This window comes from Streptomyces sp. NPDC002446, from assembly GCF_053595675.1.
The window spans coordinates 66,374-90,760 of sequence record NZ_JBSFYC010000030.1 but is presented as its reverse complement, the minus strand read 5'-3'; the positions used below and the strand labels follow the sequence as shown (position 1 = coordinate 90,760).

Genomic DNA, 24,387 nt, shown 5'->3' with positions numbered 1-24,387 from the left:
GACTTCGACGCCGCCCGCCCGATCCTTGAGGCGCTGGGCAAGACGATCGTGCTGTGCGGGCCGCACGGCTCCGGGCAGACCGTCAAGGCCGCCAATCAGCTGATCGTCGCCGTCAACATCCAGGCCTGCGCCGAAGCCGTGGTCTTCCTGGAGAAGTCCGGCGTCGACCTGGCCGCCGCCCTCGACGTGCTGAACGGCGGCCTGGCCGGCTCCACGGTCCTGACCCGCAAGATGGACAACTTCAAGAACCGCGACTTCAAGCCCGGCTTCCGCATCGACCTGCACCACAAGGACATGGGCATCGTCACCGACGCCGCCCGCACCGTCGGCGCTGCCCTGCCCGTCGGCGCCGTCGTCGCCAATCTCGTCGCCTCCCTGCGCGCCCAGGGCGACGGCGGCCTGGACCACTCCGCCCTCCTGCGCGGCGTCGAACGCCTCTCCGGACACACCACCGAAAGCTGAGCCGGTCGCGGGACCGCCCCGCGACCGCCGTGGAACGGCCGGCGCCGCGACTGCCGCACTGCGGTCGCGGCGCCGGTTCGCACGGTGCGGGGGCCAGGAGGAGGGGACGTGACGATCCTCACGTTCCCCTCACGGAACGGCCATGCGTTGTTTACCGTTCAATTGGGTGTGCGGCGCTGAGAAGCGCCCGCCCGAACCGCCCCGGCCAGTTCCCCCCGTCTGGCCGGGGCTTTCTCGTGTCGGTCCATGCCGACCGGCCGACCGGCTGACCGGCCGGTGGCTACAGGCCGCCTACGCCCCGTACGCGTCCAGCGGATTGGCCGCGATGCGGGCGCCGATGCCCTCGCGTATGCACTGCGCGGCGGAGCTGTCCGGCTTGCGCTCCGCCTGGCTGCGGAAGCACGCCAGGAACTCCTCGCCGAGGCCGAGCCGCGGATAGCGCTCGACCACCTCGGCACGCAGGTCGGCCGGCAGGGCGTCGGCGCTCCGCCCGGAGATGTCCAACGAGGTGGAGAACACCAGCAGATGGGCCTCCGGGTCCACCGCGGCATCCACCTCGTCCCACATGTGCCGGACGATCACCTCACTGGCCCGTACCCGCCGCTCCACGGGCCAGCCGGCGCCCGCGGCGAACACCCACGCCACATGGCCGCCCGCCTCCTCGAACGGCACGGTGTGACTGTCGAACTCCTTGACCAGCCCGAGGTCATGGAGCATCGCGGACACGTAGAGGAGCTCCGCGTCGAAGGCCGTGCCGTTGGCCTTCGCATAGGCCGCCGCCCAGAGGTACGCCCGTACGGAGTGGTGGAACAGCGCGGGGGAGCAGTAGGTGCGCGCCACCTCCAGCGCGGCGCGGCAGGCGAGGGTTTCCGGAATCACAAGATCGTCCATGGTCATGGCCGTGATTGTCGCCCATGGCCGATCACCGGTCGCGGGCCACCGGCAGCCGTACGGGGCCACGCATCGGAGACGGGCCCCCCGGGGCGAGGGGTGACGCCTGCGGGGGCTGTCGAGGTGCGGGGGCGCGGACCCCGGCGCACGCTGGAGGCATGACTGAGCATCCGCCTGTCATCGTGCACCCGCCGACGCCCTCCGGTGGTCGACGGGTGACCGTGCATGGGCAGATCGTCGGCCTGGCTCACGGGCGCGGCGATGTCGCCGAATTCCTCCGCCGCGCGGGCGTCGCGGGGCCGGCCGAGGACATCCAGCTCGATGACCCCCGTCTCGTCGAATGGCGTGGTGGCTCGCTGGACGACTGGCCGATGCCGCCGGCGTGAGACGCGCGGCCGTCGGCCGCTGCGAGGGGTGCCGACGGCGTTGTCAGTGGCGTCGGGTATCAATGACGCAGACGGCAGGCGGGCACAGCAACGGCGTGGACGAAAGGGCGACGATGTCGAAGGCCGGGGACGGGCATGAGTGACAGCGGGGACAGCGGTTCCGGTGGCGACGACGGCTACATCACCGGCGGCGCGAGGCGGAGCGGCGGGTCCGAGTCGCCGTCGTGGGATGTCATACGGCGGGCCATGCGCTGGGAAACCTTGGCGATTCTCCTGATCCTGATGATCCTTGCCGTGGTGGCTTCATAGCGGTGGCGTCAGTAGGGGTGGCGTCGTAGGGGCCCCGAGCGTGCCGTCCGATTTCCGCCAGCGACCGCGCTCGGGGCTGCCGCACAGTGGACTGTGCGATGCACTCCACAGACCACGGAAAGAACACGATCATGACGCTCTACGCCACGTTCGGCAGCCCGCTGGGTGAACTCCTGCTGGTGGGTGAGGAATCGGCCACCGCGCCGGGCGGCACCGCGCTCGCCTCGCTGTCCGTACCCGGCCAGAAGGGCGGCGCGACCGTCCAGGACGGTTGGACTTACGCTCCCGAGGCGTTCGCCGAGATCACGCGCCAGCTGGGCGCGTACTTCGACGGGACGCTGACCCGCTTCACCATCGAGTACGCGGACGCCCCCGGCGCCCGGGGCACGGACTTCCAGCGGCGTGTGTGGCACGCCCTGGAGGCGATTCCGTACGGGACCACGACGACCTACGGGCGGATCGCCGCCGACATCGGCGCGGCGCGGGGTGCGGTGCGCGCCATCGGTACGGCGATCGGCGCCAACCCGCTGCTCGTCGTCCGGCCCTGCCACCGGGTGATCGCCGCGGACGGCTCGCTCTCGGGCTACGCCGGCGGGCCGGAACGCAAGCGGCGACTCCTCGGCCTGGAGGGCGCCGTACCGGACGCCGCCTGAGCGCGCCCGGCGCCGGCGCCCCTCCGTGCGCCGCCCGTGCAGGCGAATTCCGCGAACTCCACGCGCTGGCCGCGGTGTTGGTTCAAGGGCCGGTCGCGCAGCCGACGCCCACCCGCAGACGCGGGACGGCGAAGTGGGACGGCGAAGGCCACGCGGCGCGACGGTGTGACGGTGTGTCCACTCCAGCTGCGTCACTCCAGCTGCATCGCCCCCGTTGCGTCACCCCCGCTGCGTCGCTGCGTCCCGCCAGCGCGGCGTACACCGCGGCGCTCTCCGCTACAACGTCACCCCCGACGGCGCAACACCGCCGCGCCCCATGGCGTCATTTCGGTCGTCTGCGGCCCCGCTCTCCCCATCCTGGTTCGACTGCGACTGCGACTGCGACTGCGACTGCTCCGCGGCCGGTTTCCCGGTTGCCGAGGCACACCACACCTACGGCCGCACCTTCTGCGCCCGTGCGCGTACGGGCCCCGGGCCGTTCCCGGGCGGGTCACGCGGGGCTCCTTTCGGCGATCCGGTGCCCGATCCGTCGAACATCGGGCCGGCCGAGGCCCGGGGAAGTAGGCCGATCCTGGTGGTGCCGCATCCGCAACGCGGGAATTTTCTGCGAGCCTGAGCGGCGCACCCGGAATTCTGGCTGGTCAACGGGGTGCCGGAGCCATCGGCGTGTCGGGCACCCCGCCTCGTTAGCGGTGTGTTAGTGCCTCGTTAGCGGACCGGCAGTGCCTGGAGTCACGCTGGAAGAACAACGGACGGACCGTACGCACCCATACGAGAGCTCGCACCCACCAGACGAGGGGGACACTCATGTCGCTCACCATCAAGACGCCCGGCCGCGGCCGCCGTGTCGCCGCCGGATCGCTGATCGCCGTGGCGGCGCTCACGCTCACCGCCTGCCAGGACGGGACCGGCACGGCCTCCCGCCCCTCGTCGGCCGCCGCACCCGGTACGTCCCACAACCAGGAGAGCGGCAGCGGGACGCAGACCTCCGGCGCGAAGGAGCAGCCCTCCGGAGCGCACGAGCAGCCCTCGGCCGCCAAGCAGCCGTCGGCGAACTCGGCGCCCTCCGCGGGCGGCAAGGCCACCGGCGGCTCCCCGAGCGCCTCCGCGTCGAACACCTCGGCCGTGACGGCGTCGGACCGCTGCACCGCCGCCGATATGTCGCTGCGCCTGGGCGCCGCCGACATCGGCGCGGGCAACATCCGCTACCCCCTCGTCTTCACGAACAAGGGCACCAAGGCCTGTACGCTGCGCGGCTTCCCCGGGGTCTCGCTGATCAACCGCGACGGCTCGCAGATCGGCAAGCCGGCCTCCCGCGAGGGCGGCGCCGGCGGCGTCGTCCGGCTCCAGCCGGGGCAGAGCGCGCACGCCCTGCTGCACACCGTCAACGACGGCGTGATGGACACGCCGTGCTGGGCGAACTCCCAGATCGTCTTCGTCTACCCGCCCGGATCCAAGGAGTCGATGACCACGAGCAGCCGGGGGCTGCGGGTCTGCGGCGGACGGTTCGACGTGACCGCGATCGAGGCCGGGTCGCTCGGCTGAGGCTCAGGGCCCGGTCCTGACCCCTCGGTCAGGCCCCGGCACAGTCCCCTGCGGGCGCCCGGTCCACCGGACCGGGCGCCCGTCGTATGGGGCCCCGGCGGTGGGTCACCGTAACGGCCCCCGAGGACCGGCCGGGCCGGGCCGGGGGTGTTACCAAGGTGAACGGAAGCCTTGAACCAGCGCTTTCGTTGCATATCCGCCGAGGAGACACCCCCATGTCCGCAGCATCGAGCGTGGCCTCCAAGGCCGCCGCCAACGGAAAGCCGTCCGCCGAGGACGAGTCCCCGATCCACATCCTCTGGATCAATGCCGGGCTGAGCTGCGACGGCGACTCGGTGTCGCTCACCGCCGCGACCCTGCCGAGCATCGAGGAGATCGCGGTCGGCGCCCTGCCGGGCCTGCCCAAGGTCGCCATCCACTGGCCGCTGATCGACTTCGAGAGCGGGCCGGTCCAGGGCGCGGACACCTTCATCGAGTGGTTCTTCAAGGGCGAGCGCGGTGAGCTCGACCCGTTCGTGCTGGTCGTCGAGGGGTCGGTCCCCAATGAGTCGATCAAGCCGGAGGGCTACTGGTGCGGCTTCGGCGACGATCCCGAGACCGGCCAGCCGATCACCACCAGTGAGTGGATCGACCGCCTCGCCCCCCAGGCACTCGCCGTCGTCGCGATCGGCACCTGTGCCACGTACGGCGGTATCCACGCGATGTCCGGCAACCCCACCGGTGCCATGGGTGTGCCCGACTACCTCGGCTGGGACTGGACCTCCAAGGCCGGAATCCCCATCGTGTGCGTGCCCGGCTGCCCCATCCAGCCGGACAACTTCTCCGAGACCCTGGTCTACCTGCTCTACCAGGCGACCGGCGCGGCCCCGATGATCCCGCTGGACGACCAGCTGCGGCCCACCTGGCTCTTCGGCGAGACCGTGCACGAGGGCTGCGACCGGGCCGGTTACTACGAACAGGGCCAGTTCGCCACCACTTACGACTCGCCCAAGTGCTTGGTGAAGCTCGGATGCTGGGGGCCCGTGGTCAAATGCAATGTCCCCAAGCGGGGCTGGATGGACGGCATCGGAGGCTGTCCGAACGTCGGCGGTGTCTGTATCGCCTGCACCATGCCCGGCTTCCCCGACAAGTTCATGCCGTTCATGGACGAGCCGCCCGGCGGCAAGGTCTCCAGCGCCGCCAGCACGGTGTACGGCAGCGTCGTCCGCCGGTTGCGCAGCATCACGGCCAGGACCGTCGACCACGAGCCCAAGTGGCGCCACCGCGGCGACCAGCTGACCACCGGCTACCGCAAGCCGTGGTGAACGCACACCCCGAGCCGTCTGAACACCAGCCCGGACTCTCCGTCCGACCCTCACCCCCCGCGCGCACAGAAGGGCAACGGCACACACGATGGCACCCAAGACGAAGGCGGCCGGTGACGGCAGCGGTCTGACGGAGATGTCCTGGGATCCGATCACCCGGATCGTGGGCAGCCTCGGCATCCACACCAAGATCGACTTCAAGCAGAAGCGGGTGGCGGAGTGCTACAGCACCTCGTCCGTCTTCCGCGGCTACAGCGTCTTCATGCGCGGCAAGGACCCGCGCGACGCGCACTTCATCACCAGCCGGATCTGCGGCATCTGCGGCGACAACCACGCCACCTGCTCGGTTTACACCCAGAACATGGCGTACGGGGTCAAGCCGCCGCACCTGGGGGAGTGGATCATCAACCTCGGCGAGTCCGCCGAGTACATGTTCGACCACAACATCTTCCAGGAGAACCTGGTCGGGGTCGACTACTGCGAGAAGATGGTCCGCGAGACCAACCCCGGGGTCTGGGAGGTCGCCCAGCGCACCGAAGCCCCGCACGCCGGCGACCACGGCTATCGCACCATCGCCGACATCATGACCGCCCTCAACCCCATCGAGGGCGAGTTCTACCGCGAGGCGCTCCAGGTCAGCCGCTACACCCGGGAGATGTTCTGCCTCATGGAGGGCCGCCATGTGCACCCCTCCACGCTCTACCCGGGCGGCGTCGGCACCATCGCCAGCGTCCAGCTCTTCACCGACTACCTCACCCGGCTGATGCGCTACGTCGAGTTCATGAAGCGCGTCGTCCCGCTCCACGACGACCTGTTCGACTTCTTCTACGAGGCGCTGCCGGGCTACGAGGAGGTCGGCCGGCGACGCGTCCTGCTGGGCTGCTGGGGCGCGCTCAACGACCCGGACCACTGCGACTTCACGTACCGCAACATGACGGACTGGGGGCGCAAGATGTTCGTCACCCCCGGCATCATCGTCGACGGCAAGCTCGTGACCAACGACCTCACCGAGATCAACCTCGGCATCCGGATCCTGCTGGGCAGCTCCTACTACCAGGACTGGGAGGGCCAGGAGCAGTTCGTCACCCATGACCCGCTCGGCAACCCCGTCGACCCGCGCCACCCCTGGAACCAGCACACCATCCCCGCCCCGCAGAAGCGGGACTTCGCCGACAAGTACAGCTGGGTGATGTCCCCGCGGTGGTTCGACGGCAAGGAGCACCTGGCGCTGGACACCGGCGGCGGCCCGATCGCCCGGCTGTGGTCCACCGCGCTGAACGGGCTGGTCGACACGCCGTACGTCAAGGCCACCGGGCACAGCGTCGTCATCGACCTGCCGCGCAGCATGACCCGTCCCGAGACCCGCTTCGAATGGAAGATCCCGAAGTGGAGCAACGCGCTGGAGCGCAACCGCGCCCGCACCTACTTCCAGGCGTACGCGGCCGCCATGGCGCTGCACTTCGCCGAGCAGGGCCTCGAGGAGGTCCGCGCCGGACGCACCCAGACCTGGGAGAAGTTCGAGGTCCCCGACGAGTCCATCGGCTGCGGCTTCACCGAGGCGGTGCGCGGCGTGCTCTCGCACCACATGGTCATCCGGGACGGCAAGATCGCCAACTACCACCCCTATCCGCCGACGCCGTGGAACGCCAGCACCCGCGACACCTACGGCACACCGGGCCCGTACGAGGACGCCGTCCAGAACACCCCGATCTTCGAGGAGAACACCCCGGAGAACTTCAAGGGCATCGACATCATGCGCACGGTGCGCAGCTTCGACCCGTGTCTGCCGTGCGGCGTCCACATGTACGTCGGCGACGGCAGGTCCGTACAGAAGATGCATGTGCCCACCGGCCTGAGCGGACTGTCCGGATGAGCGCCCGCACCGCCCCGGAGCGGACCACCGCGCCGCACGCCGAGGCGACCGGCCGCCGCGTCGAGGACGTACTGGACCGGCTCGCACAGCGCGAGGAGCCGGCGGCGGTCGCCGCCGCCGAGGAACTCGTCCGCGTCCTGATGGACTTCTACGGCGCCGGGCTCGCCCGGATCAGGCACCTCCTGGAGCGCGGCACGGACGAGGCCGGACCGTGGGCGGCGCTGCTGGGCGACGAACTCGTGGCGAGCCTGCTGGTGCTGCACGATCTGCACCCCGAGGACACCGCGGCCCGCATCGAACGCGCCCTGGCCGGCGTCCGCCGCCGGTACCCGGCCGAAGTGGCCGACTTCGCCGCGGACAGCGGTGTGCTGCGGCTGCGGTCGGCCGACTCCGGCGGCTGCGGCTGCCCGAACACGAGCCGGGCCGCCCAGCAGGCCGTCGAAGCCGCGGTGAGCTGCTTCGCCCCCGAAGTGACCTCGGTGCAGTGGGAGACGGCCGACGCCCGGCCCGAGCAGCCGCTGCTGCAGATCTCCCGCCGCCCGCCGACCGCCGCCACCGTCTCGTGAGCGGCCCGCTGACGGCGGCCACCCGCCTGGGTCCGTCGACCGCCCACCGCGGTCTGCGCCGCTTCCGCGCCCCGGCGCCGACCGCCCCCGAACGCTGCGAACTGTGCGGCCTGATCCTCGCCGAGCACAACCACCGCCACCTGGTCGACCTCACACGCCGCGCGCTGGCCTGCGCCTGCACGCCCTGCGCGCTGCTCTTCGACCGGCCCGGCGCCGGACAGTTCCGCACCGTCCCCGACCGCTACCTCACCGACCCCGGCCACACCCTCGACGACGCGGCCTGGGACCTCCTCCAGATCCCCGTCGGCGTCGCCTTCTTCCTCCGCCACACGGACCTGGACCGGCTGGTCGCGCTCTACCCCAGCCCGGCCGGCGCCACCGAGAGCGAACTCGACCCGTCCACTTGGCAGACCGTGCTGGACGCCAGCCGGCTGGCCGCCCTGCTGCGGCCCGATGTGGAGGCGCTGCTGCTGCGCCGCTTCGAAGGCCGGATCGAGTGCTACCTGGTGCCCGTCGACATCTGCTACGAACTCGTCGGCCGGATGCGGCTGTTGTGGCACGGCTTCGACGGCGGCGCCCAGGCCCGCGCCGCGCTCGCCGACTTCTTCACCAAGGTCGCCGGCCGGGCCCGCGCCCCGAAGGAGGACGACCGGCCGTGACCGACCTGTCCTTCGACTGCACCGGCGTACGCGCCGACCGCTACGCCGCCGCCCCCACCCTCCTGTTCCGGCTCCGCATCACCGCCCCCGACCCCGCGGCCCGGGTGCACGCCCTCGCCCTGCGCTGCCAGATCCGGATCGAGCCGGCCCGGCGCGGCTACGGACCCGACGAGGCCGCCGGGCTCGCCGACCTCTTCGGCGAGCGGTCCCGCTGGGGCAGCACCCTGCACCCCCTCCAGTTCGCCCAGGTCTCCCTCGTCGTCCCCGGTTTCACCGGCGAGAGCGAGGTGGACCTGCCCGTCCCCTGCAGCTACGACCTGGACGTCGCGGCCGGCCGTTACTTCCACGCGCTGCGCGACGGCGAGGTCCCGCTGCTGCTGCTCTTCTCCGGGACCGTCTTCGCCGGAGCCGGCGGCTTCCGCGTCCAGCCGGTGCCCTGGAACAAGGAGGCCTCCGTACGGATGCCGGTCGCGGTCTGGCAGGAGATGACCGAGGCGCACTTCCCCGGCTGCGGCTGGCTCCGGCTGCCCCGCGAAACCCTCGACGCCCTGCTCGCCTACCGCTCCCGGCGCGCTCTGCCCTCCTGGGAGGCCACGATCGAGGCGCTGCTGGCCGGCGCCGACGGCCCCGAGCCGCCCGCACCGCACGCCCGGCTCTTCCCCGGCGCCGCCCGCCCCGTCACCGAGAGGACCGCACCATGACGGCCGGCGTCCTGCCCGACGAAACGGCGGACCGCTTCGCCGCCGCCCGCCAGGTGGCGGACGCGGTGCTCTTCGAAGGCTATGTGCTCTACCCCTACCGGGCCTCCGCGGCCAAGAACCGGCTCCGCTGGCAGTTCGGCGTCCTCGTACCGCCGAACTGGGGCGCCGACAGCGCGGAGCACTCCTTCCAGCGCACCGAATGCCTCATGGAGCCCAAGGCAGGCGCCCGGATCTCGGCCGAACTGCGTTTTCTGCACGCCCAGCGGCGTACGGTCCAACGCCTCGGCGCCGACGGCGAGTTCGCGGACACCGAGCAGCTCGAACTGCCCGACCGGGTGCTGGTCTGCTGGGACGAGGCCACCGAGGAGCGGGTCACCGTCGAGGCGGACGTCGCCACGCTGGCCGACGAGGGCCTGTCGGTCCCGTTCACCCGGCCCGGGCACGAGGAGACCGAGCCGGTCCACGACGCCCAGGGGCGGCTCATCGGCCGGCTGGTGCGCCGGCGCGCCGGGATCGAGGGCCGGGTGCGGCTGACCGCGCGCGCACTCGACGGGCCGTACGCGGCGCTGCGGCTGACCGCGACCGTGGAGAACACCAGCACCTGGAAACCGGACGGCGCCGGCGCCGACCGGGCCGCCGCGCTGCCGTACTCCCTGGTCGGCGCCCATCTGCTGCTCGGTCTGAGCGCGGGCTCGTTCCTGTCCATGACCGACCCGCCCGAATGGGCCAGGGGCGCCGTCGCGTCCTGCCGCAATGAGCACTCCTGGCCCGTGCTGGCCGGCGAGTCGGGCCGCGCCGACGTCGTGCTGTCCTCCCCGATCATCCTGGAGGACCATCCGGCCATCGCCCCCGAAAGCCCCGGCGCGCTCTACGACGCCCTGGAGATCGACGAGATCCTGGCGCTGCGCACGGCGGCCCTGACCGACCGGGAGAAGCGCGAGGCCCGCGGCACCGACCCGCGCGCCGCCGAGGTCATCGCGCTCGCCGACACCATGCCGCCCGAGGTCATGGAGCGGCTGCACGGCGCCGTACGGGCGCTGCGCGAGGTCACCGGCGCAGGACCGGCCGCCCCCGACGGCCTCACCGCACCCGACGTGCCGGGCACCCGCCCGGACACCCCCTGGTGGGACCCGGAGGGCGACCGCGGCGTCGACCCCGTACGCGACCGGATCACCGTCGACGGCCGGTCGGTCGGCGCAGGCAGCCGGGTGCTGCTGCAGCCGGGACGGCGCCGCACCGACGCCCAGGACCTCTTCCTCCAGGGCCGCAGCGCCCGGGTCGAGGCCGTGCTGCACGACGTGGACGGCGGGGTGCACCTCGCGGTGACCGTCGAGGGGGACCCGGGCGCCGACATCCGGCGGGAGCAGGGCCGCTTCCTGTACTTCCAACCCGATGAGATCGCCCCCCTGGAGGACGCGTGAGCTCCGCCGAACCCGGCGCCCGGCCGCCCGCCACGACGCTGATCGCCGGCGTCGGCAACATCTTCCTCGGCGACGACGGTTTCGGCGTCGAGGCCGTCCGCAGGCTCGGCGAACACGCGCTCCCGGACGGCGTCGAGGTCGTCGACGCCGGTGTACGGGGGGTGCACCTCGCCTACCAGATGCTGGACGGCTACCACACCGTCCTGCTCGTGGACGCCACCGCGCGCGGCGGCGAACCCGGCACCGTGTACCTCCTCGACGCCACCGCCCCGTCCGCCCCCGCCGCCGGCGCCCCCGCCCTCGACGGCCACCACATGACCCCCGACGCCGTGCTCGCGCTGCTCGGCACGCTCAGCGCGGGCACCGGCGGGCGGCCCCCGCGGCGCGTCCTGGTCGTCGGCTGCGAACCCGCCGAGGTCGCCGAGGGCATCGGGCTCAGCGCACCGGTCGAGGCCGCGGTCGACGAGGCCGTACGACTGGTCCTGCGGCTGGTCGGTACGGACACGACGGCACCGGACGCCACGGAGGCCACGGAGGCCACGGACGCTCGGGCACCGGACGCCGCGGACGCGCCGGCACCCGCCGATGCCCCGGTGGCCGCCGCCACCGGACCGGAACACCACTGAGAGGAACCCGACACCATGCTGAAGCTCGCCCTGGGCGGGGCGGTCGCCGCCGCCTTCGCGCTCGCCCTGAAGTCCGTGCTGCCCGACCTCAAGCGGTACTTGCGCATCCGGGCCATGTGAGGGCCGGGCCGTCGGCGCCGGTGCCGGGCGCTGCACCGAACGGCGTACGCCACCGCACCGCCCCGGCGAGGCACCCGGGCCGCCCCCCGGCGGCGCCGTCTAATGAAGCCCGGCCCGCCGGACAGACCCCGGCGGCACCCGCCAGGACCTGTCTCCCCGCACCGGAGGGACCGATGCACGAGATGTCCATCGCGCTCGCGGTCGTGGACCAGGTCGAGGCTGCGGCCCGGCCCGCCGGGGCCACCGCGGTCCGCAGCGTCCGGCTGCAGATCGGTGAACTGGCCGGAGTGGTCCCCGACGCGCTGGCCTTCTCGTTCCAACTCGCCTGCACCGGCACGGCGTTGGAGGGCGCCGAGCTCGTCGTGGATCCGGTGCCGGCCCGCGCCCGCTGCGGGCCCTGCGCGAAGACCTGGCCGGCGGGCATGCCGCCGCAGCTGAGCTGCCCGGACTGCGGCGGGGCGACGGACGGGCTGCTGTCCGGCCGTGAACTGCAGATCGTCAGCGTGTGCTGGAACGACACCCCGGCACCCGAACCGATGCCTCAGGAGGGCTGAACCATGTGCCGTGTCGTCGACCTCCAACAGGCGGTCCTCGCCAAGAACGACGCCTGCGCCCACACCCTGCGCGAGGACCTCGCGGCCCGGGGCACCGCGGTCGTCAATCTGCTCTCCAGCCCCGGCAGCGGCAAGACCGCCCTCCTGGAGCGCGAGCTGACCCTGGCCCGCAGCCGCGGCATCCCCGTCGCGGCCCTCACCGCCGACCTCGCCACCGAGAACGACGCGGTACGGCTGGCCCGCTCCGGAGTGCCCGTCAAGCAGGTGCTCACCGACGGGCTGTGCCACCTGGAGGCCGAGATGCTCGGCGGGCATCTGCACGGCTGGCTCCCCGCCGACACCCGGCTGCTGTTCATCGAGAACGTCGGCAACCTGGTGTGCCCGGCCTCCTACGACCTGGGGGAGACGCTGCGGATCGTACTGGCGTCGGTGACCGAGGGCGAGGACAAGCCGCTGAAGTACCCCACCGCCTTCGGCCTCGCCCACCTGGTCGTCGTCACCAAGACGGACATCGCCGAGGCGGTCCGCTTCGACGAGGCGGAGTTCCGCGCCAACGTCGAGCGGATCAACCCCGGCGTCGAGGTCCTGTTCACCTCGGCGCGGGCCGGCGAGGGGGACGGCCTGCTGCTGGACCGGGCGCTGGCGGCGCGCGAGGGAGCGCCGGTGCACATCCCCGTCATGACCCGCAAGTCCCACCATGTGCACGACGCCGCGGACGGCCAGCCCGGCGACGGGGCTCCCCGCGACGAGGACCGCGACCCCGCGCCGCGGGTGACGGGCGGCCACACCCACCGGACCGGCCCCGTGGCGTCGAGCCGCTCATGACCACCGGGCAGGTCGACCGTGCCCTGGCTCCCGCGGCGGCCGCCGTGCGCCGCCGGATCACCGTGCGCGGCGTCGTCCAGGGCGTCGGCTTCCGGCCGTTCGTCCACGCCCTCGCCACCGAACTGGGCCTGACGGGCCATGTCGCCAACACCGGTGAGGGCGTGGTCGCCGAGGTCGAGGGCGGGCCCGCCGCGCTCGACCTCTTCGGCCGGCGGATCAGCGGCGACGCGCCGCCGCTGGCCGTCGTGGAAGCCGTCGAGGGGGAGGACATCGCCGTCGTCGGCGACGCCGGATTCCGCATCCTGCCCTCCCGCAGCCACGGCCCCGCCCGCACCCTGGTCGCCCCGGACGCCGCCACCTGCGACGCCTGCCTCGCCGAGCTGACCGACCCGGCCGACCGCCGGTACCGACACCCCTTCCTGAGCTGTACGCACTGCGGGCCGCGCTTCACCATCGTCACGGCACTGCCCTACGACCGCGCGCTGACGACCATGGACCGCTTCCCGATGTGCGCCCGCTGCGCGCGGGAGTACGCGGACCCGGCCGACCGGCGCTTCCACGCCCAGCCCATCGCCTGCCACGACTGCGGCCCCCGGCTGCGCCTGCTGACCGCGGACCCCGACGACCGCACCCGCCCGCCGCTCCCGGCGCCCGGTGCCGACCCGGTCGCCGGTGCCCGCCAGCTGCTCGCGGACGGCGCGATCGTGGCCGTCAAGGGACTCGGCGGCTACCACCTCGTCTGCGACGCCTCCGACGACGCCGCCGTCACCCTGCTGCGCCGCCGCAAGGCCCGCGGCGACAAGCCCTTCGCCCTGATGGCCCGTCATATCGCCGATGTCGCACACCTGGTGCGCGTACGGGACGCGGAGCGGGCGCTGCTCACCGGGCCCCAGCGCCCCGTCGTCCTGCTGCGCCGCAGCCCGGATCCGGCGCCGCCGGGCGCGCCGACGCCGTCCGCCGCCGTCGCCCCCGGCAGCCCCGACCTGGGCGTCATGCTCCCCTACACCCCGCTGCACCATCTGCTGTTCGGCCTGCCCGGCGACCCCCACGGCCCCCGGCTGCTGGTGATGACCAGCGGCAATCTCGCGGGCGAGCCGATCGTCACCGACGACGAGGAGGCCCTGCGCAGGCTCGCGCACCTGGCGGACGCCTGGCTCACCCACGACCGGCCGATCCGCATCCCGTGCGACGACTCCGTGGTCCGGATCAGCGACGGGGAGCCGCTGTTCGTGCGCCGCTCCCGCGGCTATGCGCCGTTCCCCGTCACGCTCCCGGTGCCCGTACGGCCCGCGCTCGCCACCGGCGGCGACCTCAAGAACACCCTGTGCCTGGCCGAAGGGCGCCGCGCCTGGCTGTCCGCGCACATCGGCGACATGGACGACCTCGCCACCCAGCTGGCGTTCGAAGCGGCCGAGGCACACCTGGAGACGGTCACCGGGGTGCGGCCCCAACTCCTCGCGGCCGACCGGCACCCCGGCTACCGCTCGGGCGGCTGGGCGCAGCGCCACACCGCGGGTCGGCCGCTCGTACGGGTCCAGCACCACCATGCGCATATCGCCGCCGCCATGGCCGAACACGGCCTCGACGGCAGTCGGCCGGTCATCGGCGTCGCCTTCGACGGCACCGGATACGGCGACGACCAGGCCGTCTGGGGCGGTGAGGTCCTGCTCGCCGACTACGACGGCTACCGCCGCTTCGGACAGCTCGCCTACGTCCCGCTGCCCGGTGGCGACACCACCGTACGCCGCCCCTACCGGATGGCCCTGTCCCATCTGCGTGCCGCCGGCATCGACTGGGCCGAGGACCTGCCGCCGGTGGCGGCCTGCCCGCCCGACGAGCGGCGGCTGCTGGCCCGGCAGCTCGAACGGCACCTCAACTGCGTGCCCACCTCCAGCATGGGCCGCCTCTTCGACGCCGTCTCCTCGCTCGCCGGGATCTGCCACCACGCCGGCTACGAGGCGCAGGCCGCCCTCGCGCTCGAAGCCGCGGCCCTGACCGCCGGGGAGGACGACGGCCCCGGCTACACCTTCGCCCTGCACAGCGCACCCGCGGACCCGAAGGGCCTGGCCGCCGGCACCCTCGCCGACCCGGCGCCGCTGCTGACCGCGGTCGTCCGCGACGTCCGCGCGGGCACCGCCCCGGCGCTGATCGCCGCCCGCTTCCACCACGCCGTCGCCGCCCTCGTACGGCACCTGTGCGCACTGGCCCGGGAGCGGGCAGGGCCGGGGACCGTCGCGCTGACCGGCGGTGTCTTCGCCAACACCGTGCTGGCCGAGGCCACCGCCCGCCTGCTGCGCCAGGACGGCTTCACCGTCCTGCGCCACCGCACGGTCCCGCCCAACGACGGGGGACTGGCGCTCGGCCAGATCGTCGTGGCGGCGCGCACCGCACCCCTGTACGGCGGGGTGGGGGTGCCCTGAGCGGCGCCGGAGCGCGGCGGACGCAACGTACCCACGACGAGGAGAGGGCCATGTGCCTGGCGGTACCCGGCAAGGTATTGGACATCGAGGAACGGGACGGCACCCGGATGGCCACCGTCGACTTCGGCGGGGTCGTCAAGGAGGTGTGCCTGGAGTACGTCCCGGACCTGCAGGTCGGCGAGTACGCGATCGTGCACGTCGGCTTCGCGCTGCAGCGCCTGGACGAGGAGTCCGCCCGGCAGACCCTCGCGCTGTTCGAGGAACTCGGCCTGCTCCAGGAGGAGTTCGGCGACCCCTGGGAGGCGGCGGCCGCCATGGGAGACACGACGCGGGAGGCGCGGCAGTGAAGTACATCGACGAATTCCAGGACCCCCAGCTGGCCCGCCGGCTGCTGGACGACATCCGCGCCACGGTGACCCGGCCCTGGGCCCTGATGGAGGTCTGCGGCGGCCAGACCCACACCATCATCCGGCACGGCATCGACCAACTGCTCCCCGAAGACGTGGAGTTGATCCACGGTCCGGGCTGCCCGGTCTGTGTGACGCCGCTGGAGGTCATCGACAAGGCCCTGGAGATCGCCGCCCGCCCCGACGTGATCTTCTGCTCCTTCGGGGACATGCTCCGCGTCCCCGGCAGCGACCGCGATCTGTTCCAGGTGCGCAGCCAGGGCGGCGACGTACGGGTCGTCTACTCGCCGCTCGACGCGCTGAAGATCGCCCAGCAGAACCCGCACCGCGAGGTGGTGTTCTTCGGCATCGGCTTCGAAACCACCGCCCCGCCCAACGCCATGGCGGTCCATCAGGCGCATCGGCTGGGCATCCCCAACTTCAGCCTGCTGGTCTCGCACGTCCGGGTGCCGCCCGCGATCGAGGCGATCATGACCTCGCCCAGCTGCCGGGTGCAGGCGTTCCTCGCCGCCGGCCATGTGTGCAGTGTGATGGGCATGGGCGAGTACCCGGCCCTGGCCGAGCGCTTCCGGGTGCCGATCGTCGTCACCGGATTCGAACCGCTGGACATCCTGGAGGGCATCCGCCGCACCGTCCGCCAGCTCGAACGCGGCGAGCACACCGTGGACAACGCCTATCCGCGCGCCGTACGCAGCGAGGGCAATCCGGCCGCCCAGGCCATGCTCGCCGATGTCTTCGAGGTCACCGACCGCGCCTGGCGCGGCATCGGCACCATCCCCGCCAGCGGCTGGCGGCTGTCGGAGCGCTACCGCCACTACGACGCCGAGCACCGCTTCTCCGTGGACGGCATCACCACCCGCGAACCCGCCGCCTGCCGCAGCGGCGAAGTCCTGCAGGGCCTCATCAAGCCCCACGAATGCGAGGCGTTCGGCACCACCTGCACCCCGCGCACCCCCCTCGGCGCCACCATGGTCTCCAGCGAGGGGGCCTGCGCCGCGTACTACCTCTACCGCCGACTCGGCACCCCGCCCACCCCGCTGGAGGCGAGCCCCGTTGCCTGACACCCCCCGCACCCACCTCTCCCCGTCCAACGGCGGCCCCACCCCGGCCGACCGCGGGCTGCCCACCGTCGACATCTCCGGCTGGAGCTGCCCCACCCCGCTGCGCGACCAGCCACGCGTCGTCATGGGGCACGGCGGGGGCGGCGCGCTCTCCGCCGAACTCGTCGAGCAGATCTTCGTCCCCGCCTTCGGCGGCGAGGTCCTCGCCCAGCTCGGCGACTCCGCCGCGGTGTCCCTCGGCGGCACCCGCCTCGCCTTCTCCACCGACTCCTTCGTCGTGCGGCCGCTGTTCTTCCCCGGCGGCAGCATCGGCGACCTCGCCGTCAACGGCACCGTCAACGACCTCGCCATGAGCGGCGCCCGGGCCGCCTACCTCTCCTGTGGCTTCATCCTGGAGGAGGGCGTCGAGATGCCGGTGGTCGCCGGGGTCGCCGACGCGATGGGCGCGGCCGCGCGGGCCGCCGGCGTGGAGGTGGCCACCGGCGACACCAAGGTCGTCGAGGCCGGCCACGGCGACGGCGTCTACATCAACACCGCGGGCATCGGCCTGATCCCGGCCGGCGTCGACCTGCGTCCGCAGCGGGTCGTGCCCGGCGATGTCGTGATCATCAGCGGCGACATCGGCGTCCACGGCGTGGCGATCATGAGCGTCCGCGAGGGCCTGGAGTTCGGCGTCGAGATCGAGAGCGACTGCGCGGCCCTGGGCGGCCTCGTCGAGACCATGCTCGCCGTCACCCCCGATCTGCATGTGCTGCGCGACCCCACGCGCGGCGGGCTGGCCGCGGCCCTGTGCGAGATCGCCACCGTCTCGTGCACCGGCATCGTCATCGAGGAACGCGCCATCCCCGTCCCCCCGGCCGTCGCCAACGCCTGCGCCATCCTCGGCCTGGACCCGATGTACGTCGCCAACGAGGGCAAGCTGGTCGCCTTCGTCCCCCGCGAGCACGCCGACGCCGTGCTGGCCGCCATGCGCACCCACCCCCTGGGCGCCGGCGCCGCCATCATCGGCGAGACCGTCGAAACCCACCCCGGCATGGTCGTGGCCCGCACGCTCCTCGGCGGAACCCGGGTGGTCGATCTGCCGCTGGGGGAGCAGCTGCCGCGGATCTGCTGAGGCACCCGGTAGCCGACGGCGCGTACGACGCCGCGGCCTATGCGGCCCTGATCCACCGGACAGGCCCTCGTCACCCCCGCTGACCTCTTCGCTCACGGCCGCTACCGTGTCGGGGCATGAACGAGCGCAGCGAGGGCGCCGTGGGGCGGGGCGGAAACCGGCCGACGATCGCGGTGCATCATGTGCGGGCCGCGCTGAGCGGCGCCGAGCGGCTCGGCATCGACACCGTGCCGCTGCTCCAGACCGCCCGGATCCCGCCGCTGTTACTCGCCGACGACCGGGCACGGGTCACCCCCGACCAGTTCACCCTCCTGGTCAAGGCCCTGCACCGGGCCACCGACGACGAGTTCCTGGGGCTGGGCCCCGAGCCCAGCCGCCGCGGCACCTTCGCCATGATGTGCCACGCCTGCCTGGGCTGCCCCGACCTCGGCTCGGCCCTCGACCGGGCGGCGCGCTTCTACCGGCTCTTTCCCGGCGGCCCCGAGATGGCGGTCGAGACGGCCCCGGGCCCGGCCGGCCGGAGCGGCCCGGCCGTCTTCTCGCTCCGCACCGATCTGCGCCCCTACGACGAGGGCAACTTCCTCTCCGAGTGCATCCTGATCATCTGGCACCGGCTCTCCAGCTGGCTGATCGGCCGCCGGATCCCGCTGCGCTGGGCGCACTTCGCCTATCCGGCGCCGGCCCACGCGGACGAGTACGACGTGCTGTTCGGCTGCCCGGTGCGCTTCGGTGCCGAGCGCACCGCGGCCGGCTGGGACGCGCACTGGCTGGCCGCGCCCGTCGTCCGGGACGAGAAGGCGCTGACGGCGATGCTGCGGCGGGCACCGGCCGATCTGCTGAACCGGCGCGACTACGGCACCACCGTCGCCGAGCAGGTGCGCCGGACCCTGGCCCAGGCGCTGCGGGCCGCGGCCCCGGCCCGGCTCCCGGAGGTCTGCGAGGTGGCCGCCCGGCTGGCGCTCAGCCCGGCGACGCTGCGGCGCAGGCTCCAGGCCGAGGGGACCTCGTACCAGCGGCTCAAGGACGCGGTACGCCGGGACGCGGCGATCACCGCGCTGGCCGCGGGCCAGGAGCCGATCGCCGAACTCGCGGCGCGGATCGGCTTCTCGGAGGACACCGCCTTCCTCCGCGCCTTCCGCCGCTGGACGGGCACCACACCGGGCGCCTACCGGACGCAGGGGGCGAGTGCCGGACCGGCAGCCGAGCGAACGGACCGCCGCCCCGGTCGTTATCACCACGTCCGCTCGGAGGTACCGGGCCGTCCTGAGACACCGGGTCAACAAAGCTGAGCGTCCCGGTCAGCGCCTTCCTTACCCGTGAGTCACTACGGTCGCCCCAACCATCCCGGCATCCACACCAGTTGGGAGAGCCGCATGCACCCTCGCCCCACCGCACTCGCCACCGCCGCCGCCCTGTCGCTCTCGCTCGGCCTCACCGCCGCCGCGGCACCACCGCCGGCCACGCACGCCGGCACCCGCCCCGGCGACGTCGTGACCTCCGCCCCGACGTCCTTCCATCCGCTGCCCGGCCAGCCGACCCACACCAAGGCCTGGCACCTCACCTACCGCTCCACCACCGCCAAGGGCACCCCCAACACCGTCTCCGGCACGGTCATCGTCCCCGACGACGGCAGGAAGGGCCCCCGCCCGCTCGTCACCTACGCCGTCGGCACCGTCGGCCTCGGCGACTCCTGCGCGCCCTCGGCCGGCTTCCCCAAGGGCACCACCATGGAGGCCAGTCTCATCCAGCAGCTCACCGCCCGCGGCTGGGCGGTCGCAGTCACCGACTACGAGGGCCTGGGCACCCCCGGCGACCACACCTACACCGTCGGCCGCGCCGAGGGCCAGGCCGTCCTGGACGCCGCCCGTGCCGCACAACGGCTGCCCGGCGCGGCCGCCGCCGGGGTCACCAAGGACTCCCCGGTCGGCATCATGGGCTACTCCCAGGGCGGCCAGGCCAGCAGCTGGGCCGCCGAACTGCACCGCTCGTACGCGCCGGAGCTCCACGTCAGGGGCACCGCGACCGGCGGCGTACCGGCCGATCTGCTCAAGGTCGCCGACGCCAACAACGGCAACATCGGCGCCGGACTGCTCCTGATGGCCGCCGCCGGCCAGAACGCCGCCTTCCCCGAACTGCACCTGGAGAAGTACCTCAACGACAAGGGCCGGTACTACATCGACTTCATGAAGGAGAACTGCACGGCCGCCAACACCGTCGCGGGCCTCTTCAAGAGGATCTCCGACGTCACCGTCGTCAACCCGCTGGACCAGCCGGACTGGCAGCGGCGGCTGCACGCATCGGACCTGGGCACCCGTAAGCCGGACGCCCCGGTGTACCTCTACCACGGGGCCTTTGACGAACTGATCCCCTACGGGGTCGGCAAGCAGCTGCGGGCCGACTGGTGCGCCAAGGGGGCCACCGTCGAATGGTCCTCGATCCCGCTCGGTGAGCACGTCCTCGGCGCGCTCGTGGGCGCCCGGCCGGCCGCCGACTGGCTCGCGGACCGCTTCGCGGGCCGGCCGACGGGCGGCGACTGCGACTGACGCACCGCCGGTACGACCGGGGCGCGTGCGGCGGAGGTATGGCCCCGCCGCACGCGCCCGCCGTGCGGCCCGGGCCGCCCCGGCTCAGACCTTCTTCAGCAGCTGGGACCCGAACCAGTCGTCGGCGTCCCGCACGCCCGGCAGGACGAAGAAGTAGCCGCCGCCGATCGGCGTGATGAACTCGGCCAGCGGCTCGTGTTCCAGGCGCCGCTGCACGGTCGCGAACTGCCGCTCCGGGTCCTGCTGGTAGCCGCAGAAGACCAGGCCGAGATCCATCCGCCCGCGGGTGTCGTACCCGTCGTTGTAGTTGTAACTCCGCCGCATGAAGCGCGAGTCGTCGGTCTTGGCGGTCCGCGGGTTGGCCAGCCGGATGTGCGCGTCGAGCGGGATCTGCTCGCCGTGCGGGTCCTTGCCGTAGTCCGGCAGGTCCGACTCGTGCTCGCCGCCCAGGGGAGCGCCGCTCGCCTTGTGCCGGCCGAAGATCCTCTCCTGGCGCTCCACCGGCACCTTGTCCCACTTCTCGACCTGGAAGCGGATCAGCCGCAGCACCTGATAGGAACCGCCCAGCGCCCAGTCCGGCTCACCGCAGGGCGGGGTCACCCACAGCAGGTGGTCCATCTCGCCGGCCGACTCGGTGTCGGGATTGACGATGCCGTCCTTGAAGCCGACGAAGGTGCGCGGCGACCCCGAGGGCCGGGACGGGTTGAGAAAGGCGTCCGACCGCCAGCGCGGCCGCAGCAACCCGTCCGTCTCCCGGGCCAGATCGCGCAGCACATGGACGATGGCGTCGGGGTGCTGTGCGCAGATCTGCAGTGACAGGTCGCCGTGGCAGCGCGCCGGCTCCAGCCGGTCGTCCGGGAAGGCCGGCATCGCCTTGAGATGCCGTGGCTTGTGCCCGGAGAGCCCGTACCGGTCGTCGAAGAGCGAAGCGCCCACACCGAGGGTGACGGTGAGCGAGTCGGGGGTCGGCTCCTCCGCGGCGACCCGCTCGTCCTTCGGCTTCACCCCGTCCGTCAGCACCCGGGCCCGGTGGGTGAGCGTCCGGAACAGCTTCTCCAGACCGCCGCGGTCCTCGGCCAGCACATCGAAGCCGACGAAGCCGGCGAAGAGCTGCTGGGGCGTCACGATGCCGGCCTGGTGCCTGCCGTGGAAGGGGACCTTGTCGGGCAGCGTCCGCCCGGCCTCGCGCATCCCCGGCACCGGCCGGTCCGCCGCGGCCGCCGGTCCGCCCAGCCCCGTGGCCGCCGCACCGGCGAACCCCGCCGCGTACTTGAGGAACCCCCGGCGTCCGTCGTCCCGCGCCGGGGCACGCTCGTCGCCGGCCTGATCACGTCTCATCGTCCCGCCATCCTGACTGCGTCATCGAGCACCCGCGTGCCTGCACGTACCTGTGCGACATGCTCACCGCCCATGACGCGGGGGCCGGGACCAACACGGTGCGGGCTGCGGATATCACGCCTGGGACACCGCCCGGTCGCCCGAACGGCGCAGGCACGGTGCCCTCCCGCGCGACAGCGCCCCGCCACGCTCCTAGCGTCACCCCTGTGACCTGCCCGAACCCGGCCCCGAACGCGGCGTTGCGGAACGCCGGGGCGGGCCGGCGCCTGCCCCGCACCGCCCTTGATCCCCTGGACCCCCACCCATGAACGCATTCACCGACGAGAGCCGATCCACCGGCGAGGGAACCCAGCTCGACGAGGCCGCGCCGAGTGAGGAGACCGCACGGAGCGACGGGGGCCCGCCGGCCGGCGCGGAGGCACCCGCCGAGGAGCCCGCGCCGGCCGACGGTCCGCCCGGTCTCTCCTTGCGGATCGAGAAGGGCCACGCCGAGCCCGAGGAGCTCGCCGCGCTCACCGTCGTCCTGTGCGCCCAACTCGCGGGACTGCGCGCGCTCGCCGACCACGACCCCGCCGAGGAGCGCCCGGCCGACCGGCGGCACCCCAGGGGGCACCGCGCGGGTCGCTCCGCGTGCTGGTCGGGCTGCTGGACCTGCGTCTGAGGCCGCCCCGCGGGCCCCCGGTGCGCTCCCCGGCCAAGGGGAGGACTCCCGTTCGATGATCGTCGCGTAGGGTCCGGCAAGGCGGAACAGCGAACCGAGGGGGCACCTTTTCGTGACGGAGCGTCAGGCAGCGGCGGGAGACGGCGGGGCGGGTGCGCCCGAAGTGCAGGCGCAGGAGCGCCGGTTGCGCCGTGACCTGGGGTTCTGGGGGCTGACCGGCATCGGCTTCTCCAACATCGTCGGCTCCGGCTGGCTGTTCGCCGCCATGTACGCGGCCCAGACGGCGGGCCCCGCGGCGCTGCTGTCCTGGGTCGGGGCCGGTCTGCTGTGCGGTCTGGTCGCCCTGGTCCTGATCGAACTCGGCGCGTCCCGGCCGGAGGGCGGCGGTACGGTCCGCTGGCCGCTGTTCGCCAGCGGCCGGCTCGTCGGCACCCTGATCGGCTGGTCGACGCTGCTGTCGGTGGGCGGCACCGCGGCCGAGATCAGCGCGATCATGCAGTACGCCGCGCACTACCTCCCGGGCATCTACGACGGCCACACCCTCACCCTCTCCGGCCTGGCCCTGGCCGCCGGGCTCAGCACCCTGCTGACGGCGCTGAACTGGTTCGCGGTGCGGATGTTCGCCCGGCTCAACAACCTGGTCTCGGTGTTCAAGATCGTCGTCCCGGTGGTCACCGTGGTCGCGCTGATCGCCTCCGGCTGGCACTCCGGCCGGCTCACGGACCACGGCGGCTTCGCACCGTACGGCTATGTCGCCTGCCTGACCGCGCTGGCCGGCGGCGGCATCGTCTACTCGGTCAACGGCTTCCAGGCCCCGCTGGACTTCTCCGGCGAGACCCGCAACCCCCGCCGCACCATCCCGGCCGCGGTCCTCACCGGCATCGCCCTGGCCGTGGCCATGTACCTCGCCCTGCAACTGGCCTACCTCTTCACCGTCCCCGAGGACCTCCTAGGCAACGGCTGGCAGGGCGTCTCCTTCGACTCGCCCTTCGGCCAGCTCGCCCTCATCCTCAACCTGCACTGGCTCGCCAGCCTGCTCTACGCGGACGCGGTGATCTCGCCCGGCGGCTCGGCGTACGTGGGCGTGGCGATCGACGCCCGGCACACCTACGCGCTCGCCAAGAACGGCACCATCCCCCGGTACTTCATGAAGGTCAACGAGCGCTACGGCATCCCGCGCCGGGCACTGGTGATCAACCTCCTGGTGATCGTGGTCTTTCTGCTGCCGTTCGGCGGCTGGCAGGACATCGTGAGCGTGATGGGCGACATGTATCTGCTGATCTACGCGGCCTGCGCGGTCGCGGTCGCGGTGTTCCGCGCCGAACCGGGCGGGCGGACCGCGGGCTGGGTTCCCGGGCTGCGCTGGATCGCGCCGCTCAGCTTCGTGGTGGCCGGTGAGTTCGTCTACTGGTCGGGCTGGCACGACCTGCGCCTGGCGCTGCCCCTCGTCCTCGCCGGCCTGCCGCTCTTCCTGGTCATGCACCGCCGTGGCGGGCGCGGCGCGGCGGCCGCCGAGGGCGACGGCGCCGGCCCGCGCCGCCCCCTCGGCGCCGAACTGCGCACCGGCGCCTGGCTCGTGGTCTATCTCCTCGCCCTGACCGCCCTCTCCTGGCTGGGCACCTTCGAGGGCTCCGGCCGGCTGCCCGCCCCCTACGACTCGATCGCGGTGGCCGTCCTCGCCCTCGGGGTGTTCTTCTGGGCCGTACGGTCCGGTGTCCGGACGGGGGGCGCCCCGCTGATGGGGAGGAGCTGAGCGCGGGAGGGGGGAAGGCGGCGGCCCGACGAGGCGGCGGGCGGCCCCGGTCGCCGGTCGTCAAGCGGAAGTCACCCCGCGCAAATATGATGAATCGGGACAGGTGGGCTCCCCGGAGTCCCATGAGGCCAGGTCAGGAGGCCAACGCGGATCGCCGCACGGCGCGCGCCCCCGCAGTGGCCCATGCACCTGCAC

General features: G+C 73.0%; 25 protein-coding genes. 23 read left to right on the top strand and 2 right to left on the bottom strand.

Going from position 1 to position 24,387, the window contains the following annotated elements; genetic code table 11:
- Nucleotides 1–462: NAD-binding protein (locus ACWD6P_RS19010; RefSeq protein WP_451445259.1), on the top strand; the 462-nt coding region annotated here is incomplete at its 5' end.
- Nucleotides 463–753: 291 nt separating this feature from the next.
- On the opposite strand, the gene ACWD6P_RS19005 is transcribed toward ACWD6P_RS19010, so the two are convergent.
- On the bottom strand, nucleotides 754–1,359 hold the full coding sequence (locus ACWD6P_RS19005) for an HD domain-containing protein (RefSeq protein ID WP_451445258.1): 606 nt from the start codon (nucleotides 1,357–1,359) through the stop codon (nucleotides 754–756).
- Between the two features lie 152 nt (nucleotides 1,360–1,511).
- Between ACWD6P_RS19005 and ACWD6P_RS19000 the strand changes: the two genes are divergently transcribed.
- From ACWD6P_RS19000 to ACWD6P_RS18905, 20 genes are all read left to right on the top strand, one after another.
- Nucleotides 1,512–1,739, top strand: coding sequence for a hypothetical protein (locus ACWD6P_RS19000; protein WP_451445257.1), 228 nt, complete (start codon nucleotides 1,512–1,514; stop codon nucleotides 1,737–1,739).
- A 135-nt stretch (nucleotides 1,740–1,874) separates the two neighbouring features.
- Nucleotides 1,875–2,048: a hypothetical protein gene (locus tag ACWD6P_RS18995; RefSeq protein ID WP_451445256.1), complete on the top strand. Its 174-nt coding sequence runs from the start codon at nucleotides 1,875–1,877 to the stop codon at nucleotides 2,046–2,048.
- Nucleotides 2,049–2,179: 131 nt separating this feature from the next.
- Nucleotides 2,180–2,701, top strand: coding sequence for a methylated-DNA--[protein]-cysteine S-methyltransferase (locus tag ACWD6P_RS18990; RefSeq protein ID WP_451445265.1), 522 nt, complete (start codon nucleotides 2,180–2,182; stop codon nucleotides 2,699–2,701).
- A gap of 807 nt (nucleotides 2,702–3,508) precedes the next feature.
- The gene (locus ACWD6P_RS18985; protein WP_451445255.1) at nucleotides 3,509–4,246 is read left to right on the top strand and encodes a DUF4232 domain-containing protein; all 738 of its coding nucleotides are present in this window, start codon (nucleotides 3,509–3,511) and stop codon (nucleotides 4,244–4,246) included.
- Nucleotides 4,247–4,461: 215 nt separating this feature from the next.
- The gene (locus ACWD6P_RS18980; RefSeq protein WP_451445254.1) at nucleotides 4,462–5,550 is read left to right on the top strand and encodes an NADH-quinone oxidoreductase subunit B family protein; all 1,089 of its coding nucleotides are present in this window, start codon (nucleotides 4,462–4,464) and stop codon (nucleotides 5,548–5,550) included.
- 88 nt (nucleotides 5,551–5,638) lie between these two features.
- On the top strand, nucleotides 5,639–7,423 hold the full coding sequence (locus ACWD6P_RS18975; RefSeq protein ID WP_451445253.1) for a nickel-dependent hydrogenase large subunit: 1,785 nt from the start codon (nucleotides 5,639–5,641) through the stop codon (nucleotides 7,421–7,423).
- Nucleotides 7,420–7,989, top strand: a complete 570-nt coding sequence (locus ACWD6P_RS18970) for a hypothetical protein (protein WP_451445252.1) — start codon at nucleotides 7,420–7,422, stop codon at nucleotides 7,987–7,989. Before ACWD6P_RS18975 ends, ACWD6P_RS18970 begins: the two co-directional genes overlap by 4 nt.
- On the top strand, nucleotides 7,986–8,648 hold the full coding sequence (locus ACWD6P_RS18965; protein ID WP_451445251.1) for a DUF5947 family protein: 663 nt from the start codon (nucleotides 7,986–7,988) through the stop codon (nucleotides 8,646–8,648). Before ACWD6P_RS18970 ends, ACWD6P_RS18965 begins: the two co-directional genes overlap by 4 nt.
- Entirely contained in the window at nucleotides 8,645–9,349 is a 705-nt protein-coding gene (locus tag ACWD6P_RS18960) for a DUF6084 family protein (RefSeq protein ID WP_451445250.1), read from the top strand. The genes ACWD6P_RS18965 and ACWD6P_RS18960 overlap by 4 nt, the downstream gene beginning before the upstream one ends.
- A complete protein-coding gene (locus ACWD6P_RS18955) occupies nucleotides 9,346–10,770 on the top strand; it encodes a hypothetical protein (RefSeq protein WP_451445249.1) in 1,425 nt (474 codons plus the stop codon). Before ACWD6P_RS18960 ends, ACWD6P_RS18955 begins: the two co-directional genes overlap by 4 nt.
- Complete coding sequence (locus tag ACWD6P_RS18950) at nucleotides 10,767–11,396, top strand: hydrogenase maturation protease (protein WP_451445248.1); 630 nt, start codon at nucleotides 10,767–10,769, stop codon at nucleotides 11,394–11,396. The genes ACWD6P_RS18955 and ACWD6P_RS18950 overlap by 4 nt, the downstream gene beginning before the upstream one ends.
- Nucleotides 11,397–11,411: 15 nt before the next feature.
- Complete coding sequence (locus ACWD6P_RS18945) at nucleotides 11,412–11,516, top strand: DUF6893 family small protein (RefSeq protein ID WP_451445247.1); 105 nt, start codon at nucleotides 11,412–11,414, stop codon at nucleotides 11,514–11,516.
- A 173-nt stretch (nucleotides 11,517–11,689) separates the two neighbouring features.
- The gene (locus ACWD6P_RS18940) at nucleotides 11,690–12,070 is read left to right on the top strand and encodes a hydrogenase maturation nickel metallochaperone HypA/HybF (protein ID WP_451445246.1); all 381 of its coding nucleotides are present in this window, start codon (nucleotides 11,690–11,692) and stop codon (nucleotides 12,068–12,070) included.
- Nucleotides 12,071–12,073: 3 nt separating this feature from the next.
- Nucleotides 12,074–12,895: a hydrogenase nickel incorporation protein HypB gene (gene hypB, locus ACWD6P_RS18935; RefSeq protein WP_451445245.1), complete on the top strand. Its 822-nt coding sequence runs from the start codon at nucleotides 12,074–12,076 to the stop codon at nucleotides 12,893–12,895.
- On the top strand, nucleotides 12,892–15,315 hold the full coding sequence (gene hypF, locus ACWD6P_RS18930; protein WP_451445244.1) for a carbamoyltransferase HypF: 2,424 nt from the start codon (nucleotides 12,892–12,894) through the stop codon (nucleotides 15,313–15,315). Before hypB ends, hypF begins: the two co-directional genes overlap by 4 nt.
- Nucleotides 15,316–15,365: 50 nt before the next feature.
- Nucleotides 15,366–15,662 (top strand): HypC/HybG/HupF family hydrogenase formation chaperone, encoded by a 297-nt coding sequence (locus ACWD6P_RS18925; RefSeq protein WP_451445243.1) that lies wholly within the window; start codon nucleotides 15,366–15,368, stop codon nucleotides 15,660–15,662.
- The gene (hypD, locus tag ACWD6P_RS18920) at nucleotides 15,659–16,783 is read left to right on the top strand and encodes a hydrogenase formation protein HypD (protein WP_451445242.1); all 1,125 of its coding nucleotides are present in this window, start codon (nucleotides 15,659–15,661) and stop codon (nucleotides 16,781–16,783) included. The genes ACWD6P_RS18925 and hypD overlap by 4 nt, the downstream gene beginning before the upstream one ends.
- 124 nt (nucleotides 16,784–16,907) lie before the next feature.
- On the top strand, nucleotides 16,908–17,897 hold the full coding sequence (hypE, locus tag ACWD6P_RS18915; protein ID WP_451445264.1) for a hydrogenase expression/formation protein HypE: 990 nt from the start codon (nucleotides 16,908–16,910) through the stop codon (nucleotides 17,895–17,897).
- A 116-nt stretch (nucleotides 17,898–18,013) separates the two neighbouring features.
- Nucleotides 18,014–19,186, top strand: coding sequence for an AraC family transcriptional regulator (locus ACWD6P_RS18910; RefSeq protein WP_451445241.1), 1,173 nt, complete (start codon nucleotides 18,014–18,016; stop codon nucleotides 19,184–19,186).
- 84 nt (nucleotides 19,187–19,270) lie between these two features.
- Entirely contained in the window at nucleotides 19,271–20,440 is a 1,170-nt protein-coding gene (locus tag ACWD6P_RS18905; RefSeq protein WP_451445240.1) for a lipase family protein, read from the top strand.
- 84 nt (nucleotides 20,441–20,524) lie between these two features.
- Here ACWD6P_RS18905 and efeB read toward each other — a convergent pair whose 3' ends face one another.
- Nucleotides 20,525–21,778 carry an iron uptake transporter deferrochelatase/peroxidase subunit gene (gene efeB / locus ACWD6P_RS18900; RefSeq protein ID WP_451445239.1) on the bottom strand — a complete coding sequence of 418 codons (1,254 nt, stop codon included), beginning with the start codon at nucleotides 21,776–21,778 and terminating at the stop codon, nucleotides 20,525–20,527.
- A gap of 304 nt (nucleotides 21,779–22,082) precedes the next feature.
- On the opposite strand from efeB, the gene ACWD6P_RS18895 reads away from it, so the two are divergent.
- Nucleotides 22,083–22,439, top strand: a complete 357-nt coding sequence (locus tag ACWD6P_RS18895) for an acyl-CoA carboxylase subunit epsilon (RefSeq protein ID WP_451445238.1) — start codon at nucleotides 22,083–22,085, stop codon at nucleotides 22,437–22,439.
- 184 nt (nucleotides 22,440–22,623) lie between these two features.
- Complete coding sequence (locus tag ACWD6P_RS18890; protein WP_451445263.1) at nucleotides 22,624–24,192, top strand: APC family permease; 1,569 nt, start codon at nucleotides 22,624–22,626, stop codon at nucleotides 24,190–24,192.
- Nucleotides 24,193–24,387 lie beyond the last annotated feature (195 nt).

Bases quoted from the DNA above. Each gene is read 5' to 3' on its own strand.
- ACWD6P_RS19005 (WP_451445258.1), bottom strand. From the start codon at position 1,359: ATGACCATGGACGATCTTGTGATTCCGGAAACCCTCGCCTGCCGCGCC.
- ACWD6P_RS19000 (WP_451445257.1), top strand. From the start codon at position 1,512: ATGACTGAGCATCCGCCTGTCATCGTGCACCCGCCGACGCCCTCCGGT.
- ACWD6P_RS18995 (WP_451445256.1), top strand. From the start codon at position 1,875: ATGAGTGACAGCGGGGACAGCGGTTCCGGTGGCGACGACGGCTACATC.
- ACWD6P_RS18990 (WP_451445265.1), top strand. From the start codon at position 2,180: ATGACGCTCTACGCCACGTTCGGCAGCCCGCTGGGTGAACTCCTGCTG.
- ACWD6P_RS18985 (WP_451445255.1), top strand. From the start codon at position 3,509: ATGTCGCTCACCATCAAGACGCCCGGCCGCGGCCGCCGTGTCGCCGCC.
- ACWD6P_RS18980 (WP_451445254.1), top strand. From the start codon at position 4,462: ATGTCCGCAGCATCGAGCGTGGCCTCCAAGGCCGCCGCCAACGGAAAG.
- ACWD6P_RS18975 (WP_451445253.1), top strand. From the start codon at position 5,639: ATGGCACCCAAGACGAAGGCGGCCGGTGACGGCAGCGGTCTGACGGAG.
- ACWD6P_RS18970 (WP_451445252.1), top strand. From the start codon at position 7,420: ATGAGCGCCCGCACCGCCCCGGAGCGGACCACCGCGCCGCACGCCGAG.
- ACWD6P_RS18955 (WP_451445249.1), top strand. From the start codon at position 9,346: ATGACGGCCGGCGTCCTGCCCGACGAAACGGCGGACCGCTTCGCCGCC.
- ACWD6P_RS18945 (WP_451445247.1), top strand. From the start codon at position 11,412: ATGCTGAAGCTCGCCCTGGGCGGGGCGGTCGCCGCCGCCTTCGCGCTC.
- ACWD6P_RS18940 (WP_451445246.1), top strand. From the start codon at position 11,690: ATGCACGAGATGTCCATCGCGCTCGCGGTCGTGGACCAGGTCGAGGCT.
- hypB (WP_451445245.1), top strand. From the start codon at position 12,074: ATGTGCCGTGTCGTCGACCTCCAACAGGCGGTCCTCGCCAAGAACGAC.
- hypF (WP_451445244.1), top strand. From the start codon at position 12,892: ATGACCACCGGGCAGGTCGACCGTGCCCTGGCTCCCGCGGCGGCCGCC.
- ACWD6P_RS18925 (WP_451445243.1), top strand. From the start codon at position 15,366: ATGTGCCTGGCGGTACCCGGCAAGGTATTGGACATCGAGGAACGGGAC.
- hypE (WP_451445264.1), top strand. From the start codon at position 16,908: ATGGGGCACGGCGGGGGCGGCGCGCTCTCCGCCGAACTCGTCGAGCAG.
- ACWD6P_RS18910 (WP_451445241.1), top strand. From the start codon at position 18,014: ATGAACGAGCGCAGCGAGGGCGCCGTGGGGCGGGGCGGAAACCGGCCG.
- ACWD6P_RS18905 (WP_451445240.1), top strand. From the start codon at position 19,271: ATGCACCCTCGCCCCACCGCACTCGCCACCGCCGCCGCCCTGTCGCTC.
- efeB (WP_451445239.1), bottom strand. From the start codon at position 21,778: ATGAGACGTGATCAGGCCGGCGACGAGCGTGCCCCGGCGCGGGACGAC.
- ACWD6P_RS18895 (WP_451445238.1), top strand. From the start codon at position 22,083: ATGAACGCATTCACCGACGAGAGCCGATCCACCGGCGAGGGAACCCAG.